The sequence below is a fragment of the Limobrevibacterium gyesilva genome, from assembly GCF_025989185.1.
GTDB lineage: Bacteria > Pseudomonadota > Alphaproteobacteria > Acetobacterales > Acetobacteraceae > Limobrevibacterium > Limobrevibacterium gyesilva.
Genome location: NZ_JAPDNT010000017.1, coordinates 40143 through 58420 on the forward strand (window position 1 = coordinate 40143; position 18278 = coordinate 58420).

Genomic DNA, 18278 nt, shown 5'->3' on the forward strand with positions numbered 1-18278 from the left:
ATCTTCTCAGTAAGAACGCCTTTCAAAACCCTTGTACTCTGGCGCCGGGTGATTCATGAAGGGGAATGGCCACCCCTCTGCTATCCGACGCGCTTTGGTCGATCATCGAACCGCTGCTGCCGCCGCCTGTGGCAAAGCCAAAGGGCCGCCGCCCGGCGGTGCCGGCGCGTGCGGCACTCACCGGCATCCTGTTTGTCCTGCGCACGGGCATCCCGTGGGAGATGCTGCCTGCGGAGATGGGGTGCGGATCAGGCGTGACGTGCTGGCGGCGGCTGCGCGATTGGCAGGCCGCCGGAGTGTGGGACCGGCTGCATCGTGAGTTGCTGCACAGGCTGCGCGATGCCGAGCGGATCGACTGGAGCCGGGCCTGCATGGACAGTTCGTCCATCGCCGCCAAAAAGGGGGTGACGCGACCTGCCCGAACCCGACCGACCGAGGCAGGCCCGGCACCAAACGCCACCTCGTCACCGACCGCCGCGGCATTCCGCTCGCCTTCGTCCTGACTGGCGCGAACGCCCACGATAGCCTGCCGTTCGAGCAACTGCTCGACGCGATCCCGCCCATCGCCGGCAGGCGCGGTCGGCCACGCCGCAGACCAGACAAGCTCCATGCCGATAAGGCTTATGACCACCGGCGCTGCCGCCGGGCCTGCCACAAACGCCGGATCAAGCCGCGCATCGCCCGGCGCGGCATCGAAACCAGCCAGAAGCTCGGCCGCCACAGATGGGTGATCGAGCGAACCTTCGCCTGGGTCAGCCGCTTCCGCCGCCTCGTTATCCGATACGAGCATAGGCTCGACATCCATCACGCATTCACCTCGATCGCGTGCTCACTCATCTGCTTCAACGCACTGCAAGGAAGGTTTTGAAAGGCGTTCTAAGTCGTAAAGAAAGCGGCGATCTGCTCGGGCGTCAGCTGTGCACCGCGTCAGCACTTGGCGTCGGCGGCGGTCATACCCCTTGTTCCCATATGCGTAGGGAACCGGGACGGAGCTGGTTGGTCATAGGAGATTCCCACGCACGACGGCATTGGGCATGAGTTGTGTTGAGGCGGCCGGACCCGTATCGACGACGTTCCCGACCATGCCGTGAATTTCAACCTTGCCGCCGTTCATCACGGCACCGCTGACGGTGCCTCTAACGATAGCCCGGCCGCCTGGCTCAATCAGCAGGTCGGCGGCGGTGCCGGTGAGCAACAGCGTTGCCCCGGCGGTGACATGCACGGTGCCGGTGGTAAACCCGGCGAATTCCAGCTCGCCTTCGACAAGAAGGCCGCCATCGATCTCATCGTTTCGGGTATGCATGCCTCTTGCCTACCACGACATCAGCACGTGATAAACCGGATTATCACGTGCTATTTCGGGGGTCTCGAACGGCGCTGGTCGAGGCTCGCGCCTGGCCTTCGAGCTAGACTAGCTTCTCTCGGCTTGGAGGTAGGGGTGGGCGTCACGACAGAGTTCCTTGATGCAGCTGCTGTGATCGCCGAGCGATCGACAGCCCCGCTGCTGTTTCATTGGCCTATGCCGGGCAACCTGGGTGGCCTCCTCAAATTCGCGACCTTCGCCGAGTGGCGCGATTTCGTGCTGCAGTTTGGCTTGCGCGACGGCATCCCGGACATTGTGAAGGCAAAATTCGACCGCGCGCACAAGCTGCATGTGCTGGCATGGGTCGATCCCGACCTTCTCAAAGCCGGCGAGCAGGTTGCCCTCACGACGCTCGAACTCGCCCTGAAAGATCGCTACGGCCACAAGGTGAGAGACAAGCGCGGAAACATCCGGTTCGCGAACGCGCTCCGCTATATGGTCGAGAGTGACGGCCTGACAGACGACCAGGTGCCGATGAATCGTCGCTGCGGGCCGCCATCTACAGTCGTGGGCCGTCTCACCGGCGACGTGAGGCCAAGCCTCGCTGATATGCGAAACGACCTCGCGCATGGCTACCCGTTCGATGGCCTTCCACACTCAGGTCTCTTGGAATTGGTGCGCGACCTGATCGAATACGCTTACCGCGACATGATCGGCGCGGCGGTGGGCCTCATTCCGCATCAGAATTCCGCATCAGAACTGCCGAGTGAATCCGCCGACTCCGAGCCGATGCGGGAATTTTGAGTTTTGCGTGGAATGGCATTGCCCGCCGGCCTTGGTTCCGTAGTCAATGCCTCGCTATGGTGTCATATCGAACCGAAATGACGATGGAGGGCGCCTTGGTGACCGAGGGCAGTACGGAGCCGGAGCGACTTGCGATCTATATCAAATCCCTCCCGGGATTCGAAAAATACACTCAGATCGATGGCAACTATGGCCACGTCGGTGCGGCCCTGGCTGACGCGGTCTTGCAGTCAAACAACGACTATGAACGGAATGTCCGGCACCGCATCGCGCGCATCCGGAAAATGTATGCCCGCGAGACGAGTCTCCAGGACCTCAAGCAGCTGCTCCAGCGGATCACGGCCGCGGAGTTCCTCGACTGGAACGGAACGCGGAAGCCCGCAACCTTCTTGGATTTGGTTGGCCTACTCGGGCGGGAAGGCGTGAATACCGAAGACGACTTGCGTAAGTGGCTCCCGGGGGAGGAAAGCAGCACGAAGTTGCGCGAAATACACTTTATCGGTCCGAAAACTGTGGATTATTTGAGAATTCTGGTCGGCTTGCCTTTTGCGGCCATGGACCGCCACCTACTCGGGTTCCTCGAATGCGCCGGGATAGGGAAGTTCAACTATGCCCGCAGCCAGGAAATCGTCCACCGGGCCGCGGATTTGCTGGGACTGGATCGGGCGCACCTGGATCACAGCATCTGGCGCTACATGAAGGGTGGGAAGGCAGCGGTTCCAGGCGGAACTCGGCTGCATCTCGGCTGCGCCAGATCTGCTGACCGACGTAAATCGCACAGCGCGAAACTCTTCAGATGATAGGGCACTCCGCGCCGCGCGGTAGCCCTGTGGACTACCGGCGCAAGCCCCATCCCGGGGGTCAATTTTGGGCTCCGATCTGGAGTGCGCTCCTGGGGGTGGACGGATCGGCCCTTTCACCTACGCGGTTCCGGTTGATATGCGACTTGCTCAACGGCTTTCGTTGCGTCCGGCCGGCCTTGATATCTGCCGATCAGACGCCCGGCGGCGTCCTCCAGCGATTGCACGCGCCGTAATTCGAGCTTCTTGTCTGGTGCACGCGTGAGGCGATAGGTCCGACCATTGACCCGACAGTAAAGATCGGAAGACGTCTCGATCCGGATCCATTTGCTGTCAGATCCTGACAGAAATGCCAGCTCAGCAGCCTCCTTTATCTCTGCTCGCCGTCGAGCGCGTTCCTCCCAGTCCTGCTTGAAGCGCCGGCCGATTTCCTCCCCCACCCGGTCATTCATCAGCTCGACGATTGCGGCCAGTTCAGTGCCGGCTGTCTTTTCTTTGACATATAAGGCCTCGCAGCCGGTCCTGTAGGTCTCCTCAGGTCGGTCAAGACCCTCCTCCCAGAGCGCCAGGAGGCGCCCGGTTACGTCTGACTTGGTCAAAGGCGGCCCTGGTAGTTCGGCGAGCGCCGCGTGGATATCCTCAATCGGAATCCAACACCCCGAAGCCTTCCGGATCAGCGTATCTCGCGCCGAAGGCCATTTGCGCCAAGGATCTCGCGCGCCATCCAAAGTCTTCAGGATCTTTGTGGCGACCTTCGAGAGCTGACCGGGATCACGGATATGCCGCAGTGAGGGGCTGGCGACGTGCTCCCTCAGAAGGGTAAAAACCGCATGCAATCGTTGGTCGTCGGACATGGGAACTTAGCTGCCCGGTTGTGAGGCCTCCTTGGCGGCTTCAGCCGTTCATTGTGGCCGGAAGGCACGTTCTCACGCCATCCGGCATTTCGGGTCTCCTACCTGTCCTCGTATGTCACAGAAGCCGGCCCGCAGGCACTGCGGCGCCCGCTGCGGCATCCTCTTTCGCCCCCTGCGCCACGATCCGCAGCGTCCCGTCCGGCAGCGGTCGTTGCAGCTTCAGCGCGTCCACCGCCGGCGCGGCCATCCACGTGATCATCTCCTCGGGTGTCCGCAGGATCACCGGCATGGCCTTCGGATGAATGGCGCCCACCTCCGCGTTCGGGTTGATCGTCAGGAAAGCGAAGATGTCGTTGGTGGTCTCGCCCTCCCGCACCTTCCGCACGGAAGTCCACCGCGTCCATATGCCAGCGAAGCAAGCGAGCGGCCGGCTTTCGTCGAAAGCGAACCATACCGGCGCTCGCCCGCCGAACGAGCCGTTGTCCGGCTCGGCGAAGCTATTGAACGGCACCAGGCAGCGGCTTTCGACGCTGAGCCAGCGCCGCCAGTGCGGCGACGTGGCGTTGCGAACGTTGGTGACGCCAGGATCGGACTTCTTGCCCTCAAGGAACTTGGGCGGCGTCGGCATGCCCCATCGCGCCATGGCTAGCTCGCGCCCCGCGGGGGAGTTGCGCACGATCGGGGCCGCATAGTCGGGATATACGCCCGGCATCGGCGGCAGATTGCCGGTGTTGTCCACGTTGACGCGGAACAGGCGCCGGATCGCCTCCTGGTTCGTTGTCATGGAATAAAGATTGCACACGGGCGGAATTCCCTCGTTATGCCGGTGGCCACGCCGACCTTCTCCCCTGGACCGGCCTGAGCACAAGCATGTCGCCGGCAGGTGGACGCAGAAGGGTCACGGGATCGCCCGGCGTCTCGCCCAGCCACACCGGCCAGTCCGGTTCATCGAGCACGAGCGGCATGCGATCGTGAATTTCGGCGATAGCGCCGGTGGCCTGCACCGTGACGATACAGTAGGTGCGCACGACCTCGCCGTCCGGCCGCCGGAAAGCCTCCCACAGCCCCGCGATTGCCATTGGCTGGCCGTCCCGGCGGGAGATGGCATACCGCTGTCCCGGCGCGCCGATGGTCCGCTGCTGGTAATATTCGGTGGCCGGCACGAGCGCCCGACGATGCCAAAACGCGTCGGCGAACACGGGAAGCTCGGCAACGATCTCCGCACGCGCATGGATAGGCCGGGGCGCCCTGTCGGGGTCCTCTGTCGCATATGGCAACAGGCCCCAGGTCAGCCAGTCGAGGTGCCGCTGCCCCGTCCGTGGGTGCAACCGGATAACCTGTCCCGGCCGGCCAGGACCGGCTCCCGCTCCGAAATCGAGGCTACCGGGATCCCCGCCGAATAAGTCGCCCGTGGCTGTCGCCATCGCTCGCCATCCTGTCCGCTGGGACTGGCCGTCACGCCTCCGGCGGCGTGGCTATCGCTGTCTCGACGTGTCCACGACCAGTATCTCGCGTAGCTTCCGCGTGGTCTTTCCATAGCTCGCGACCCTCACCAGGATCACCCGCTTCGGCGTCCCCCGGCATCGTTCCCGGCCTCGGAACCCGTCGCAGTGCAAGCGCCTGATGACGTCGGCAACGTGCGTCCGTGCGCCGAGGCACTCGGCCAGATTGCTGAGCGGCAGCACGACGTGTCGCCAACATCGCCCGCACTGGATATGGAGCTGCCACTCCTTCATGTCGCCAAGCAGCGTTGCCGGCACCGGGTCGGCATTGAAGGGCAGCTCGGGCACGGGTCACTGGCCGCGCCCGACGGGCGCACGCACGACCTCCAACCCGGCGCCGCGCAGCGCTTCGACCAGATACTCCGCGCACACGCCGCAGAGAAGCATGTCAGCCGACCGCGGCAAGCGTCCGCCGCGCGCGATCGCGGCCCGCAATGTCTCGACCACCTCTTCATCCGGGACAATGGGTTGAGGCTCGGGAAACAGGCTGCCGTGAGTCATGAGCACGAACATAAAGAGAACATTCGACCGGAGTCGAGTCGGATAACGCCGAAGCCGGTGATCCTAGCCGGTGATGCCCGCGACACCTGGCTGGAAGCTGGTCCGCCCACCGCGCTCAAACTGCAACAACCCTGGCCGGCCGATCGCCTGCCCATCATCGCTGCCGCCCGGACCGCGGCTTGGCAGCCCCGCGGGTCTTCCCGTCTGCGACAACGGTTTCCGCTGTCTGTGACAGGGATTTCCTTTCGCTATGGGAGGCAATGCGGGGTTTCGCCGCGGTCTTGCGTTCAGCCGCGGGTCCACGGCGCGGAAGACCGCCCCTCCGGCTGGTACGACCCCACCACGACCGCCGGGATCGAGAAGCGGTCCTCGCCCACCTTCCACATGCGGCCGTCGTTCGGCCAGGGACAGGCGATCGGCTGCTGATGGTCGGGATGGGTCGATCGCGGCCACAGCCACGCCTTGCCGCCCGCCACCTCGAGCTCGCGCACCATCACCTCCACATGGCCGTCGCGAATGCGCTGGACAATCAGGCGCCGGCCTGTGGCTGGCGGCTCGTCGCAGTGCAGGAACGGCAGGCAGGCCAGGACGGTGCCTTCCGGATAGAGGAGCTCGGCGCCCGGCCGCCCGACCGCCACTCCGAACACGCCGGCGGCGAGCATGCCGGCGTCGACCGGCATGGCGGCTTCCGACTGGTGGTCCAGCGGCAGATCGAAGGACGGGTTCAGCCTGCCGGCGCAGGCCTCGGCGCGCACCGGGATGCCCCGGGCACCCGAGGGCCCGGCGCCGCCGGTCAGCGAGTCGAGGGTCTCGCCGGGCATGACCCTGGCCAGCTTCTCGTAGGTCTTCTGCGACAACGCCCGGCTGCGTCCGTTCAGGAAGTTGTAGATCGTATTGGCATTGCTGAGCCCCGTCTGGCGGGCGAGCTCCGCCGGCTTCAGGCCGTGCCTGTCCATGGCCCGATGCAAGGCCTCGCGGCGCAGCTCGGCTTTGGCCTCTTCTTCCCTCGAACTCGAACCGCCTTTCGACATCTGTGAGCCCCGATTCTCCGGTCTGGTAACAACGAGAACCCCTCCTCAACAGGACGAGGGGTCCATGCCCTGGATGATAACCACATTATGTGATTTTTATTCAATCCAATTCGTTTATGGCATGTGCCGCTGTGCCCGGCGAACAACGTCGCATGGACGGTGTTGGCAATCGGCTGCGCGCCCGCGGGCGCGAATTGGGACTCTCCGACGTCGAAGTCGCGCGACGGCTTGGTTTCAGCCAGTCGCGCTACGCGAACTACATCAACGACGAGCGGGAGCCGGACTTGGCCACCTTCGTCCGCATCTGCCGCCTGCTCGAAACCAACCCCGACGAGATCCTCGGCTACGACGATCCGCCGCCGCCTGCCGCCGAGGAAGACCGGCTGCGACAGCGCATCGCCGCGGCAAGCCGCGCCATGGATTTGGAAACCCTCAGGACCGCCGCGATCGTCATGGACGCCCTCTGCGCCGCCCGAAGTCCCGGCTGACGAGGCCGGCCGCGCCCGTCCTCCTGGGAACCGGCAACCCGAGCAACCAACCGGCCGCGGCGGCGCCAGCCCCGCCTGAATGCCGGCCTGGTGTCAGCCCATCATGACGTCAGTCCACCATGACGCCATGACACCGGGATGGTGCCGTATGGCCGACGTCTCACATTTGGATGTCAAAGGGCCGGCCTCCGGCCAAGCACGCCACGCGGAAGATCGGGCTGTTCACCGGCCGGCTTCCAAGTGGTGCGGTTCCCCGGGATGGAACACCTCTCTCCGCCGCGGCCGGCACGGCAACCAAACGGCAGCGTAGAGGTCCGCGGGGTCCGGCCGCTCACGGCCATAAGGACCTGACAGCGGCCTGGTGCAGGCGGCGCCATTCCTCCGAATAAATCGCTTTCCATGGGTTTGCCGTAGCCGCGGAAACCAAGACTGCTTCCTGGAGGCGCCTCGTTCAGCACGAAGAGGCATCCCCGAATGGTTTTCCCAGAGATCACCTCCGGCCGCCGCTGGCGGAAGGATTCCACTTTCGGAGTCGGCCCACGGATGCCGCTGAACCGGGAGAAGCGGGCGCGCGTGCTGTTCTGCGCCCGGCTGCACCGCAAGGCCGGACGGCTATCGGCCTGTGGCCTGGACGTGGTCGAGGTGCTGGTCAAGGCGCTAGGCACGGACGGGCGGCTGGACCTGTCGCATGCGACGATCGCGGAACGCGCCTGCTGCCATGTGGCAACAGTGGTGCGGGCGCTGGCCCAGCTGCGGGCGCTGGGGCTGGTGGACTGGACCCGGCGGATGGTGCGCCGGGCCGCGACCAGCTGGCAGGCGGAGCAGATCAGCAACGCCTACGTGCTGCGGCCCGAGGCGGCCACGCCGCCCGCCGCAAGGCCACGATCCACCTGCGACACGCAAGGCGCGCGAGCAGAAAGGAATAGAGTGATTAAGAGGGCGGTTTTGAACCCGCAGATCGAGGACGAGCGGGGGCGGCACCAGGCGGCGGCGCAGTTCCGGGCGCTCGGCCTGCCCGTTCCGGCGCATCTGGAGGGCTGAATCGACAAGCACTGACAGGCAAGCGTGCTCGGGAGGCGGAGGGGCGGCGGGAGCCTTGCGTCCCAGCGGTGACGGCCGGATGGGATCGCCTGTGAAAATTAATTCATCCCATCATATAAATAACCAAAACGCTTGCGCCTCCTGAATGGATCGACTATTACGCTCCTATCACAACGGCAGGCGAGAGGAACGGCGATGGATCTGAACCGGACACGGCATGGCGAACAGCAGCATCAGCGGCGAGCGACGCTCGGCCTGTTCGAGATGCTCATCCTCGATCACGGCACCCGCGTGCGCAGCCATGGCGCCGACATCGTCTTCCTCGACAAGGCCGCGAAGAAGCGGATCCGCAAGGAAGTCGGCGGCGACCGCGGCATGCGGGTCTTCGACCGCTGGCTGAACTCCTACCTCGTCGTCGCCGACGACGGCTCGATCATCACCACCGCCCGGCGCACACGCCGGGTGAAGCGGTCGTGACCGCGACTCTCCGAACCCAACCCGACAAGGACTCTCCAGCCGCAATGGCAAACCTCGGCACCATCGACCTCGACCGTTTCGCCACCGTCGCCCGTAACGCGGGCATCGGGAATCTCAGCGACAGCCCCGCCCTCACCCTTGCACAGGAGGGCCGCGTGTCCGTGCAATGGGCCCCCTTCGACCATGCGCCGCCGACCGCGCGCCTGGTCCTGGTCGGCATCACGCCCGGCCGCGAGCAGGCCGAGAACGGGCTGCGCGCGTTCCGGCAGGCACTCGTCGCGGACGCGCCGCTCGTCGAAGCGCTGCGGCGCGCCAAGCTCGCCGGCAGCTTCAGCGGCTCGCAGATGCGCACCAACATCGTCGACATGCTCGACAGCGTCGGCGTGAACCGTGCCCTCGGCGTACCGGGCTGCGCGGCGCTGTTCGAGCCGGCGCATGAGTTGGTGCACTTCACCTCGGCCCTGCGCTACCCGGCCTTCGTCGACTGCGCCAACTACAACGGCACGCCGGACATGCTGCGCACGCCCCTGCTGCGGCAGATGGTCGAGACCTTCCTGGCGGCCGAGGCGCGGGCCCTGCCCGGCGCGCTGTGGCTGCCGCTTGGCCCGAAGCCGGCGGCGGCGCTGCGCCACCTCGTCTCCCGCGGCGTCCTGCCGGCGGGCCATGTCCTTAAAGGCATGCCGCATCCGAGCGGCGCGAACTCGGAGCGGATCAAGTTCTTCCTGGGCCTGAAGCCGCGCTCCGCGCTGTCCGCGAAGACTCCGCCCGAGCCGATCGAGAGGGCCCGCGAGGCGCTGCTGGCCCAGGTCGCGCAGCTGCGGGTGGCCTGACAATGGCAATGGTCAGCATCACCCGCCGCAACCCGCGCACCGGCCATATCGAGCGGCCGTGGCGCAACCGCGACGGCTTGTTCGTCCTGGGCGACCCCGCGCACGGGGCGCAGAAGCATCACGACAAGTTCGCGGTCAAGGTCGGCACGCTGGCGGAGGCGGCGGCGCTCGTCCGGCGCGGCTTCTCGCTGCGCATGACCGACGGCGAAAGCCCCCCCTCGCTCATCTCGCCCGACTCCCTCACCCTGGAGGAGGTCGAGGGCGAGGATGAGGCGGCGCTGTGGGCGGAGACGGCCCCCAAGCCGCTTTTCGGCAAGGAGGAGATGTTCGCCGAGCTGAAGCGCATCCTGCTCGTCTACGCCAACCAGATCGCGCATGCCGGCTCGCCGCAGGCGGCGCTGGCGTTCATCGGCTTCGATACCGGATCCTTCTTCCCCTACTGCGACGATGATCCGGAAAAGGTGGAGCTGCACCGGTTCAGCGCGACCAGCTACCTCGACCAGGCCTACGACTACGCGTTCCAGGTCGGGAACCACTGGAAGTTCGACAACGACATGGCCACGGACGTGAGCGAGTTTCTGGCCGGCGCCCCACGGCAGGCGAGCGACGGCATGCCTTCGCCGATCACCCATCCGGATGGATTGTGCCGCCACGCCGCAGAGATGGCCTTCGCGCGCTGGAAGCTCGGCGACGGTCAGGATCTGACCGTCCGGGAGCTGGCGCTGCTGGCCGACATGAAGGAGGCCGCCGTCCGGAACTCCCTGAGCAAGGAAAGGATCGCCCTCGAGGACGGGAAGGTCGACACCGCGACCGCCCGGCAATGGCTGAACGGCCGGCGTGACTTCATCCCGACCCGCACGGAGGAGGCGATAAGCCAGAGCTGGGCTGTCCGGTCGCGCTTCCTTCTCGACCACGAGCCGTTCGCGGAGGCGTTCGGGCGCATCCTGAAAGGCTTCGATATCACGGCCGCGGAGCTCGCCGCCAGGGCGGAGGTCGGCGAGGAGTTCGTGCACGAGCTTCTGGAAGGACGGCCCCGGACGGACTTGCAGGCGCTCGAGCGCATCGGCCGCGCGCTCGATCTGGACGCGCCGCATTTCGTCGGCGCCGCGGTGCAGGCCGCCCTGCGCGGTGGGCGCTGAGCATGGGGCGCCGGACCTGGCTTCCACTGGCCCCGAAGCGCCGCCGGGATCCCGGCGGGACCGGACCAGCGGCACGCGCGATGGAGGCCGTGCGATGAGCGAAAGTGAACGCGCCGCGGCGAAGCAAGCCTTCTGCGAAAAGGTCTCGGGGCTCATCGAGAGAAGCGGCATGACCCAGATCGAGATCGCCCGGGCGCTCGGCTATGAGAACGCCAACATCATTACGATGTTCAAAAAGGGATCGACCCGGGTTCCGCCGGAGAAAGTGGTTCCCCTGGCCCATGTGCTCGGGCAGCATCCGGGCACGATGCTGCGAGAGTGGTTCGTGGCCTACATGCCGGAGGTCCTGTCGGACATCGAAGCGCATCTGGCATGACGGCCGTGCCGTGGATTTTCATCCTTTTCCTAGAGGAGAGGCGGACATGGCGCAGCTGCTGCTGGTTCAGGCAGTGCTCGCGGGATGCGTTCTGGCGGTCGCCTTGGGCATGGACGGCGTCATCGCCGTTCCGCTCGAGAAAATCGCGCGATTTCCGTTCCGGAATCTGCCCGCGACCAACGGGGTCTTGCTCGGGTCCACCCTTGCCGCGTGCCTGTGGTTGATCGCCTGGGCTTCCGCCCCTGGGGGCCTCCGGTGAGTGGTATCGAGGTCGAGCGCCCGCTGCAGACGATCTATGACGAGATCAGGCGTTTCCGCCGCGAAGTGATGGCACGCATGGATCGGCTGGAAGCCACGCTTGAAGATTGCCTGCCTGCCGACGCCGGTGCGCACCGGGCCTAATTGGCGGCCGGGCATGGCACGGACGAAGCACTAATGACGTCCGACATCATCCGGGTCATGCAACGGCAGATCGCGGATCTCGAGCGTGAGGTGCGCAAGCCGAAGGGCGAGCCCTCGTGACGCGGAAGGCGAACCGGCGCCGGCACGCTCGCGGGGCGCCCCACGAGCGTTCATGCGTCCCTCCCCTCCCGCGGAGAGCAGGGCTGTGAATGTGCCGAGCCAGGCAGGGCACTCTCGCTCACGATCCGGATCGGCGGCATTGAGCCGCTGACGGCGACTCCACCAGCCAATCCGTTCTACTGCTCGGCCGACCGGGCCGTCGTGGTTCGGGGAGACTATGTCGGGCCAGCGATCCTCGCCCACCGCCTCGAGGCCTGGCTGCCTGCCGGCCTTGCGGTGTGGACAATCCTGGTGCCGGCGGCCCCGTGCGCTCGGGGAACGGCCCGATGCTCGGTGACATGGAGAACCGGCCCCCCGACGTCATGAAGGCCTGACGGAAGGCATGATGGATGTCCGTCAGGCCTTCATGACGTCAGGGGGGACGGCGCGCGCGCGATCCGCTGCCGACCAGAAAAATCTCTTGCCATGGGTTTGCCGTAGACGCGGGAACCAAGACGGCTTCCCTGAAGACCCCTGTTCCAACCGAAGGAGAAGGGGTCCCATGACCTTCCACGAGATCATCCCGGGCCGCCGCGGGCGTCCGGCAGCGGCCGCTGCCATGCCGGCCAAACCGTCCCACCCTGCCACCCCGCCCAGCGGGGCCACCGTGTTCACCGGGGACGCCATCGCCGCCGCGCGCGCGGGCGACGGCCAGGCGACGGGGCCTGCGCCATTGCCGCAGCTGCTCTCGCTCGCCGAGGTCGGCGCGCTGTTCAACCGCCGCCCGCGCACCATCCGCGGCTGGATCAAGGCCGGCCGGCTGCCCGTTGTCGCGGTCGGCGGCGCCCACTTCGTTCGGCGCGACCAGCTGGAGGCAATGCTGGAGCCGTCCTGTGACGGTCCATGGGACAATGACGACAAGTAGTTAGCAAGCAATAGCGAGCGCATCACCAACCTAATTTGGTAAGTTAACTATGGTAATGCTCTCGCGAATCGCCGCCTTCTGCCGCCTTTCGCCACTCACCGTAAGGACGTCTCCATGTTCATCGATAACTATACTTCATCAGAGACCGAGGAACAGGGCCATGCGGCGCCGTCCGCCGCCGGGAGCGCCGCGCTGATCGCGACCTGGACCGACCTGACGCCCACGCGCCGCCGCAACCTCGCCAGCGCGCTGTCGGTGGTCACCGACATCTGCAAGCCGGAAGCGGTGGCGATGGACTGCGCCTTCTTCAACCGGCGCCTGTTCCGACGCCCGCCGATGGCCTTCGGCCTGCAGGCCAAGCGCTTCACCAGCATCGTCAGCGACCTGCGCTGCATCCTGCGCCGCCTCGGTCGCCACGCGCCCGACCACCGCGGCGCCGACGCCTTGCCGCCGGCCTGGAGGGCCCTGCACGACGCGCTGCCGACCAAGTTCCGCCGCCTCGCCCTGATCGGCTTCATGCGCTTCTGCGGCCTCACGGGGATCGCCCCCGAGGCCGTCACCATGGCCACTCTCGCGGCCTTCGAAGCCTGGTGCGACGGGGAGATCATCTGTCCCGACGCGGCCTCGCGCGCGCGGCGGACGGCGTCGAACTGGAACTGGGCGGGCCAACACGTCCCGGGCTGGCCGGCGGCCCGGCTGAGCCGGCCCAGGATGCGCGACCAGTACACCCTGCCCCTCGACCGCTACCCGGCGTCCTTCCAGGCCGACGTGCAGCGCTTCGCCGACAGCCTCGCCGACGACAACGACGACGACTTCTTCGCCGAAGACGCCTTCGCCGAGGAGGGCGCCCGCACCTGGCGCTCGCACCGCGGCCTGCGGCCGCGCAGCATCACCACCCGGCGATTCCAGATCCGCCAGGCCGCCGCGGCGCTGGTGATCGGCGGCCATGCCCCCGGGACGATCACCTCGCTGCGCGACCTAGTGGACCCGATCGAGCGGCCCCGGCAGATCATCGCCTTCTACCGCGAGCGCGCGGGCCGCCGGCCGACGACGCAGCTGGCGGGCATCGCCGAGGTGCTGCGCCAGATCGCCCGCTTCCACTGCCGCCTGCCCTTGGAGGCGGTCGCGCAGATCACCGGCTGGGCGCGCAAGGTCACGCCGACGCAGCAGGTCACCATGAGCGAGAAGAACGCCCGGCGCCTGCGCGCGCTGATGCAGCCGCGGACCCGCGCGATGCTGCTGCACTTCCCCGGCGAACTGATGCGCCGGGCCGCCGGGCCGGAGCTGAAGCCGCAGGCGGCGGCCCGACTCGCGCTGTATGCGGTCGCCCTCGAGATCCTGCTCATCTGCCCAATGCGCCGCGGCAACCTGGCGGAGCTGCGTCTCGACCGGCATCTCCACCGGCCCGGGCGCACGGGTCCGGTCACCGACATCTTCGTGTCCACGGGCGAGGTGAAGAACCGCGAGCCCATCCAGTGGCCGATTCCGGCCGAGAGTGGACGGCTGATCGAGACCTATCTGACGCGGCACCGGCCGCACCTGACCCAGCCCGGCAACCCCTTCCTCTTCCCCGGCGCCGGCGACGGCGTGCGCTCGGCCCACGAGCTCGCCGTCACCTTGTCGGAGATGGTCCACCGGGAGATCGGGGCGGAGTTCAACCTGCACATCGTCCGCCATTTCGCCGTGTGCAATTTCCTGACCCGGCATCCCGGGCAGTATGACGTGGTCCGCCGCGTCCTGGGGCACCGAAAGGTCCAGACCACCATCGCCTTCTATGCCGGACTGGAGGCGGATGCCGCCGCCCGGCACTTCGACGCCGCGGTGCGGGATGACCGCCGCGAGACCCGGCTCCTGGCCGCAGAGGCCTTCCGCCGCGACCGTGGCCGCGCACGGGCAGCCAGGGGAGGCAAATGACATGGCGAACCGCCAACCCCCCTCCCGCAACCAGCAGCACCTGGTCCTGCGGCCGGAGGCCTGGCCGGAGATCGACCGCCGGCTCTGGCAGGCCGGCCTGGATCCCGGCGACGGCCTGGACGGCCCGGCCTACGCCGCCGGCCTGAAGCCCATCACGCTGCGCAACGCCGCCCGCGGCTACGGCCGCTGGCTGGCGGTCCTGGCCGCCCTGGGCGAGCTCGACCCGTCAGCAGACCCTGCCGGGCGTGTCACGCGGCAACGCGCCGGCGCCTATCTCCGGGCCCTCCGTGTCGCCGGCAACAGCAACAACACCATCATCGCCCGGTTCATGGAGCTGCGGATGGCACTGCGCGTCATGCGGCCGGAAGCCGATGCCGCGTTCGCCTGGCTCACCGCACCCGGAGGGCGATCGCTGGCGTCCCGACTGCCGGTCGACCGGCGCCCGATCGAGGCGATCGATGCCCGTGTCCTCGCCGGTTGGGGTCGGCAGTTGATGGACGACGCCGTGTCCCTGGCCGATCCGCGCAGGCGCGGCATGCAGTTCCGCAACGGGCTGCTGATCATGCTCCTGGCCCTGCGGGCCCCGCGCCTGCGGTCGATTGCCGCCCTGCGGCTCGGCCGACAGGTCCTGTGCCAGGGCGGCGGCGCCCGGATCGCCCTCGAGGTGGCGGGCGTCAAGAACGAGCGCCGCCTCGAATACGGCGTCCCGGCCGACGCCCTCCCGTATGAGGGCATAGCGTCGGTTGTCAGCCAGACAACGCTAAGGGCGAACGTTTCCTGAATACGGCCGTGCAGTTCATGCCGCCCTCCTTTCCCGGCTGAGGTTCAGCGGCCGGCGCTGCCCCGCGGTCGCGGCGGCACGGTCCCACAGGAAGTCTCCGGAGAAGCCGATGTGCTCCCAGGAGAGCGGCGAGGTATGGGCCAGCAGTCCGGCGGACACGGCTTGGCTTTCGCTGCGAAGGTGATCGACGGCATCGGCCAGATAGGTCGAGTTCCAATAGACGATGGCGGCGATCACCAGATTCAGGCCCGAGGCACGGAATTGGTGCGCGTCCTGGCCGCGATCGGCGATGCGCCCCTGCTTGAAGGTGCAGATGACCTGGGCAAGGGCGTGGCGCTGCTCGCTCTTGTTCAGGCCCGCTTGGCAGAGTTGGCGGAGCTGCGGTGATTCCAGCCAATCCAGCATGAACAGGGTGCGCTCGATCCGGCCCAGCTCCTGCAGGGCGAGGCCGAGCTGGTTCTGGCGCTGGAATGCCGCCAGCCGCTTCAGCATCGCGGATGGCAGGACTGTGCCCGCCTGCAACGACGCAACCAGGCGCCGCACCTCGTCCCAGTGCTCGCGGATGACGTCCGTCCGGATGCGCCGCCCGAACAGCGGCTGCAGCTCCTTGTAGGTGGCGGCGGGCTCGATGCAGGCGAACTTGCGGTCGGGGAAGTCGCGCAGCCGCGGGCAGAACCGGAAGCCCAACATGGCGCAAAGGATGAACACGTGGTCGGACGCGCCGCCGGTGTCGGTGTAGTGCGTGCCGATCCGCAGCGCCGTGCCGTGATGCATCAGCCCATCGAGCACGTACGGCGCTTCGTGGCTGGTCGCCGACATGACGCGCGCGCTGTAGGGACCATGCTGGTCGGAGACGTGCGTATAGAAGCCCAGCCCGGGATCCTGGCCGTAGCGCGCATTGACCTCGCCGGCGGCGTCGCCGCGCTTGGCGGAGCGGAAGAACTGCCGGTCCGAGGAGGAGGTGCTGCCGTCACCCCAGATCGTCGCGATCGGCAAGGCGTGGTGCGCGTCGATGATGCGGGCAAGCGCCGCCTTGTAGGTCTCGGGGCGGATATAGGCACCGGCGGTCCAGATCAGCTTGTCGCGGGTGACGCCGTGGCTCGCCGCCGCCATGCGGCCCAGACCGAGATTGGTTGCATCTGCCAGGATCGCGGCGAGCAGCGCGTTCCCGTCGTCGCAGCGCTCGCCGGTGCGCAGGTTGGTGAAGGCGGACGCGAAGCCAGTCGCGCGGTTCACCTCGTGCAGCAACTCGGTAATCCGTACGCGCGGCATCATCGCCTCGATCCCGTCCGCGAAGGCGCGGCCCTCTGGCGTGACGGTCGCTTTGACCGGCGACACCTGCAGGCGACCATCGCGGTATTCGATCCCCTCCAGCTCGCCTCGCTGCAGCCGGCGTGCGAAGCGCTTCAGCCGGCGATCGAGCTCGGTGCCCTTGGTCGACAGCCATTCATCGGCCGTCACTGGCAGGCCGAGTTCCGCCGCGACCGCCGGAACGGCCGGAGAGGGCAAGAGGTAGCTGTCGAACCGGCGATAGCTCGACGAACGTTCGACCCAGATGTCGCCCGAGCGCAGCTTGTCGCGCAGCGTGGCGAGCACCGCCGTCTCGTAGAGGCGCCGGTTCGGCTGCCCTCCCTTCAACACCAGGCGCCGCCAGTCCTTGCGGAACGGCATGGGTGCGTCCGGGGGCACCTCGCGTTTCGCGGACCGGTGCATGTCGATGAGCAGCTGCAGCGCCGCCAGCATCGGGTCACCGGCGCGCGCGGCGCGGAACTCCAGCGCCTCGATCAGATCGGGCGCGAACTTGTGCAGGGTCTTCCAGCGATCGGCGGCTCGGAGCAGCGGATCCTCCTCGGCCAGGTTGGCCAGATCCGCGACCTCGCCGCGCACGCGCAGCAGCTTCGCCCAGCCGACCGTCTCGTCCACTGTCTCGAAGGCGTCGTGCTCATCGGCCTGTGCCGTGGCGAGCGCGTCGATCGTGCCGTGGAACAGGCGCATCAGCCGGCCCACATCGCCGGCGCTGGCCGCGTAGCGGCGGCGCGTGGCGTTGCGTGCCTTGGCGAACAGGCCGCCGATGAGCTTGTCGGCCATGTCCAGCACCGCATCGGTCAGGCGTGCCTCAAGATCGAGGACGGTGGCGACCAGGATCGCGCGGCGTCGGCGGGCGGCATAGCGGCCGAGTTGATGGGCGTCGGAAGCGTGGCCCTCGCGTACGAACTGCCGCAGCCGCTGCTCATCGATCTGCGCGGCGATTTCGGCGGGCAAGCCAATGTCACGTACCCGGCGCAACCGGTCGAGCAGTTCGCGCACGTGGTCCGCCTTTGGGGCGACCGGCATCGCCTTGAGCCAGGCGAACGGCGTCATGTCCGCCGCGGCGTCGCGCACGAGCAGTTGGTCGAGTTTGGCCGTCTGCTCGTCGGACACTTCCGCAAGCAGGGCATCCGTCGCACGCCGGCGCGCGCGGGCTCGGCCAGCAATCGCGGCGCGCTCGATGACGCTGCCGGCCGGCAGGATGATGTTCGCCGCGCGCAGCGCGGAGGCAACCGCGGCGGCGATGGGCTGCCCGCGGTCGGTGCTCCAGGCGGCCTGAGCGGCCACCTCGATCATCATCGGCAGGTCGGTGTTCCCCGGCGGGCGAAGTCCCAGGGTTTTCGCGAGAAGCCGCGCGTGGTCCGTCAGGGTCTGCGGGCGGCGGGCATATTCGGCGAACGGCGCGGCCAGTATCTCGAGCTGTCTTGCCAGCCACTGAACCAGCGGCTCGGCAGGCTGCTCCAGCTGCGCCAGGGCAATGCCGGGATGACGAAGCAGAGCGAGCTGGACGGCGAAGCCGATCCGATTGGCATCCCGACGGCGTTTCGCCACCAGCTCCCGGTCGGCGCGCGACAGGGTGAAGCAGCGCGCCAGGTTGTCGGCGTCAAGCGGGATGCCGAGAAGAGCTTGCCGTTCCTCGTCGGTCAGCAGCTGCCGATGCGCCATCCTTGTCCTCCGATAAAGGGCGGCGACCCTACGGGGCA

General features: G+C 67.3%; 21 protein-coding genes. 14 read left to right on the forward strand and 7 right to left on the reverse strand.

The window, feature by feature from the left end; all coding sequences use genetic code 11:
• Nucleotides 1–65: 65 nt before the first annotated feature.
• Nucleotides 66–868 (forward strand): IS5 family transposase gene (locus tag OL599_RS16970; RefSeq protein ID WP_264715032.1). Its coding sequence is split into 2 segments (ribosomal slippage): nt 66–396 and nt 396–868, totalling 804 coding nucleotides; the frame shifts between segments, so codons are not numbered across the junction.
• A 132-nt stretch (nt 869–1000) separates the two neighbouring features.
• Here the strand turns inward: OL599_RS16970 and OL599_RS16975 are convergent.
• Nucleotides 1001–1303, reverse strand: a complete 303-nt coding sequence (locus tag OL599_RS16975; protein WP_264715033.1) for a G8 domain-containing protein — start codon at nt 1301–1303, stop codon at nt 1001–1003.
• 135 nt (nt 1304–1438) lie between these two features.
• On the opposite strand from OL599_RS16975, the gene OL599_RS16980 reads away from it, so the two are divergent.
• Nucleotides 1439–2107 carry a hypothetical protein gene (locus OL599_RS16980; RefSeq protein WP_264715034.1) on the forward strand — a complete coding sequence of 223 codons (669 nt, stop codon included), beginning with the start codon at nt 1439–1441 and terminating at the stop codon, nt 2105–2107.
• 98 nt (nt 2108–2205) lie between these two features.
• Nucleotides 2206–2907 carry a hypothetical protein gene (locus OL599_RS16985; RefSeq protein WP_264715035.1) on the forward strand — a complete coding sequence of 234 codons (702 nt, stop codon included), beginning with the start codon at nt 2206–2208 and terminating at the stop codon, nt 2905–2907.
• A 116-nt stretch (nt 2908–3023) separates the two neighbouring features.
• Here the strand turns inward: OL599_RS16985 and OL599_RS16990 are convergent, their stop codons facing one another.
• From OL599_RS16990 to OL599_RS17010, 5 genes are all read right to left on the reverse strand, one after another.
• Nucleotides 3024–3761, reverse strand: a complete 738-nt coding sequence (locus tag OL599_RS16990; protein ID WP_264715036.1) for a hypothetical protein — start codon at nt 3759–3761, stop codon at nt 3024–3026.
• Between the two features lie 115 nt (nt 3762–3876).
• Nucleotides 3877–4563, reverse strand: a complete 687-nt coding sequence (locus tag OL599_RS16995) for an SOS response-associated peptidase (protein ID WP_264715037.1) — start codon at nt 4561–4563, stop codon at nt 3877–3879.
• A 16-nt stretch (nt 4564–4579) separates the two neighbouring features.
• A complete protein-coding gene (locus OL599_RS17000; RefSeq protein ID WP_264715038.1) occupies nt 4580–5185 on the reverse strand; it encodes an SOS response-associated peptidase in 606 nt (201 codons plus the stop codon).
• 369 nt (nt 5186–5554) lie between these two features.
• Entirely contained in the window at nt 5555–5776 is a 222-nt protein-coding gene (locus OL599_RS17005) for a hypothetical protein (protein WP_264715039.1), read from the reverse strand.
• Between the two features lie 275 nt (nt 5777–6051).
• Complete coding sequence (locus OL599_RS17010; protein WP_264715040.1) at nt 6052–6720, reverse strand: helix-turn-helix domain-containing protein; 669 nt, start codon at nt 6718–6720, stop codon at nt 6052–6054.
• 227 nt (nt 6721–6947) lie between these two features.
• Between OL599_RS17010 and OL599_RS17015 the strand changes: the two genes are divergently transcribed.
• The 11 genes from OL599_RS17015 to OL599_RS17065 all read left to right on the forward strand — a co-directional run bounded on the left by OL599_RS17015 (nt 6948) and on the right by OL599_RS17065 (nt 15267).
• Nucleotides 6948–7283 carry a helix-turn-helix domain-containing protein gene (locus OL599_RS17015; protein WP_264715041.1) on the forward strand — a complete coding sequence of 112 codons (336 nt, stop codon included), beginning with the start codon at nt 6948–6950 and terminating at the stop codon, nt 7281–7283.
• Between the two features lie 543 nt (nt 7284–7826).
• Nucleotides 7827–8324, forward strand: a complete 498-nt coding sequence (locus OL599_RS17020) for a helix-turn-helix domain-containing protein (RefSeq protein WP_264715042.1) — start codon at nt 7827–7829, stop codon at nt 8322–8324.
• A 195-nt stretch (nt 8325–8519) separates the two neighbouring features.
• Nucleotides 8520–8801: a hypothetical protein gene (locus OL599_RS17025; RefSeq protein WP_264715043.1), complete on the forward strand. Its 282-nt coding sequence runs from the start codon at nt 8520–8522 to the stop codon at nt 8799–8801.
• Nucleotides 8802–8845: 44 nt separating this feature from the next.
• Nucleotides 8846–9631, forward strand: a complete 786-nt coding sequence (locus OL599_RS17030) for a hypothetical protein (protein ID WP_264715044.1) — start codon at nt 8846–8848, stop codon at nt 9629–9631.
• Between the two features lie 2 nt (nt 9632–9633).
• A complete protein-coding gene (locus OL599_RS17035; protein WP_264715045.1) occupies nt 9634–10770 on the forward strand; it encodes a helix-turn-helix domain-containing protein in 1137 nt (378 codons plus the stop codon).
• A 94-nt stretch (nt 10771–10864) separates the two neighbouring features.
• Nucleotides 10865–11146, forward strand: coding sequence for a helix-turn-helix domain-containing protein (locus tag OL599_RS17040; RefSeq protein ID WP_264715046.1), 282 nt, complete (start codon nt 10865–10867; stop codon nt 11144–11146).
• Nucleotides 11147–11192: 46 nt separating this feature from the next.
• Entirely contained in the window at nt 11193–11405 is a 213-nt protein-coding gene (locus tag OL599_RS17045) for a hypothetical protein (protein ID WP_264715047.1), read from the forward strand.
• The gene (locus OL599_RS17050; protein ID WP_264715048.1) at nt 11402–11548 is read left to right on the forward strand and encodes a hypothetical protein; all 147 of its coding nucleotides are present in this window, start codon (nt 11402–11404) and stop codon (nt 11546–11548) included. The genes OL599_RS17045 and OL599_RS17050 overlap by 4 nt, the downstream gene beginning before the upstream one ends.
• A 661-nt stretch (nt 11549–12209) precedes the next feature.
• Nucleotides 12210–12572, forward strand: a complete 363-nt coding sequence (locus tag OL599_RS17055) for a helix-turn-helix domain-containing protein (protein ID WP_264715049.1) — start codon at nt 12210–12212, stop codon at nt 12570–12572.
• A 114-nt stretch (nt 12573–12686) separates the two neighbouring features.
• Nucleotides 12687–14486 carry a site-specific integrase gene (locus tag OL599_RS17060; RefSeq protein WP_264715050.1) on the forward strand — a complete coding sequence of 600 codons (1800 nt, stop codon included), beginning with the start codon at nt 12687–12689 and terminating at the stop codon, nt 14484–14486.
• 1 nt (nt 14487) lies between these two features.
• On the forward strand, nt 14488–15267 hold the full coding sequence (locus OL599_RS17065; protein WP_264715051.1) for a hypothetical protein: 780 nt from the start codon (nt 14488–14490) through the stop codon (nt 15265–15267).
• Between the two features lie 15 nt (nt 15268–15282).
• On the opposite strand, the gene OL599_RS17070 is transcribed toward OL599_RS17065, so the two are convergent.
• Nucleotides 15283–18240 carry a Tn3 family transposase gene (locus tag OL599_RS17070; RefSeq protein ID WP_264715052.1) on the reverse strand — a complete coding sequence of 986 codons (2958 nt, stop codon included), beginning with the start codon at nt 18238–18240 and terminating at the stop codon, nt 15283–15285.
• Between the last annotated feature and the right edge of the window lie 38 nt (nt 18241–18278).